This is a genomic window from Sulfurovum sp. (assembly GCF_041551015.1).
GTDB lineage: Bacteria > Campylobacterota > Campylobacteria > Campylobacterales > Sulfurovaceae > Sulfurovum.
Window position 1 is genome coordinate 1 of sequence record NZ_JBFENQ010000205.1, and the last position, 2071, is coordinate 2071.

Sequence of the window (2071 nt, forward strand, 5' to 3'; positions counted from 1 at the left end):
TAATACCTCAGGTTTAAGTGCTACTGCTCTAGCAATACAAAGTCTCTGCTGTTGACCTCCACTGAGTCCAAGGGCACTCTTTTTCAGTCTATCTTTTGTCTCTTTCCAGATGGCCGCATCTTTCAATGCTTTTTCCACACGATCTTCTACCTCAACCTTATCTTTAATACCTGCAAGTTTCAAACCATAAGCCACATTATCATATATGCTCATAGGAAATGGGGTAGGCTTTTGAAAGATCATTCCTACCTGTTGGCGTAACTTAATGAAGTCGTTCTCTTTTTTAAGATCTAAAATATTTTGCTTTTCACCCTTTCTGCCATAAAGGTTGATTTCACCTTTATAGGTATTCCCGGGATAAAGATCATGAATACGGTTCATAGCACGTAACAATGTCGATTTACCACAACCACTAGGACCTATCATTGCTGTAATTTTGTTTTCTTCTATGGGAAGGTTGATCTTCTTTAATGAAGGCTCATCCACACCTGCATAAGTAAAATAAAAATCCTTAATATCCATTATAATGTTATTTTTTGCCATGTTATTTCTGACCTTTTCTATTATTTTTTATTTCTTGTCATATATCGACCGAGTAGATTGATACATAAAACTATCATTGTGAGTACAAAAGATGCAGCCCATGCCAATTCACGACTTGCCGAATCCGGGTACGTTGCAAGGTTATAGATACTCACCGTAAGAGAGGGGAACTGCTCCGTTAGATCCATTGTAAAGAACTGGTTATTGGCTGAAGTAAAGAGTAATGGTGCAGTTTCACCAATGATACGTGCAAAAGAAAGTAAGACACCTGTTGTTATCCCTACTTTAGCCGCTTTGACAACAATTTGTAAAATAATCTTATGTTTACTTCCACCTAAAGCGATTCCTGCTTCTCTCAGTTCTTTTGGTACAAGAGCAAGCATATTGTCTGTCGTACTGATGATGATCGGTATCATCATGATAGCCAATGCCGCAATACCTGCCCAACCGTTGTACCCACCAAAAGGGTCAACAAGCAGGGCAAATACAAAAACACCTATAACGATAGATGGTGCAGACATCATCACATCACTGAGATTTCTTATGACAGAAGCCAACTTACCATTGTTACTATACTCTCTCAGGTAAATACCTGCCATCATACCAAGGGGTACAGCTACAGCACTTGCCATAAGTGCCATAGTGAACTGTCCTACAAGAAGGTTTCGTATACCTCCTTCTACAAGGTCATTCGTAAAAGTAGTGAAGTGCAAACTTGTGATACCTTTATAGCTCAAAGTGATAAGTATCCAAAACAGAAATCCTATCCCTACCACTGCTGAAAGTGTAGAGAGGATTAAAATGATTTTATTGAGTATGAGTCTATTCATTATGCTTCCCTTTTCATACAGTTTTTCTTCCAAGAAAATAAAACTTCGCCACAGAGATAATGACAAAACTGACCACAAATAAAATGAGTGCAAGATAATACATACTGCTCATCTCAAGGTCTTGTGCTTCTGCAAAATTATTTGCAAGTAAGACTGGTATAGAAGTTGTTGGGTCTGTTATTTTACTTGGAATGCTCATCACAGAACCGATAAGGAATGCCACTGCCATCGTCTCTCCCAACGCACGTCCAAGCGCTAAGATGATCGAACCGATGATCCCGCCTTTAGCATAAGGCATCACCACATCTTTGATCACTTCAAACTTCGTTGCACCCATAGCATAAGCGGATTCTTTAAGCACTGAAGGTGCTGAATTCATCGCATCTCTTGTAATCGCTGCCATAAAAGGAATGATCATGATCGCCAAAACGATCCCCGCAGTCAAAAGTCCCACACCATTACCACCTACAGTTGCCTGTACGATAGGTGCAAAGTAAAAAAGTCCCCACATACCATAAATGATACTGGGAATGGCTGCAAGCAGCTCTATTGCCACTGAGACTGGCTGTACCAGTTTTACAGTCGCGATCTCTGTTAAAAATATAGCGATCCCCATCGCCAATGGTGTTGCTATGACCATAGCGATAAGCGTACTAAGCAAAGTACCCACGATAGGAACATACCCACCAAAGATACCA

The 2071-nt window shown here is 40.1% G+C and carries 3 protein-coding genes; all 3 read right to left on the reverse strand.

Annotation, left to right across the window (positions count from 1 at the left end; translation table 11 throughout):
* Nucleotides 1-543, reverse strand: a 543-nt coding sequence (locus ABZC96_RS09815) for a phosphate ABC transporter ATP-binding protein (RefSeq protein ID WP_373030816.1), incomplete at its 3' end; no start/stop codon positions are given.
* A 20-nt stretch (nt 544-563) separates the two neighbouring features.
* Nucleotides 564-1373, reverse strand: coding sequence for a phosphate ABC transporter permease PstA (pstA, locus tag ABZC96_RS09820; protein ID WP_373030818.1), 810 nt, complete (start codon nt 1371-1373; stop codon nt 564-566).
* Nucleotides 1374-1386: 13 nt separating this feature from the next.
* Nucleotides 1387-2071 (reverse strand): phosphate ABC transporter permease subunit PstC (pstC, locus tag ABZC96_RS09825; RefSeq protein WP_373030819.1); only part of this gene is annotated, 685 nt, incomplete at its 5' end.

Bases quoted from the DNA above. Each gene is read 5' to 3' on its own strand.
- pstA (WP_373030818.1), bottom strand. From the start codon at position 1,373: ATGAATAGACTCATACTCAATAAAATCATTTTAATCCTCTCTACACTT.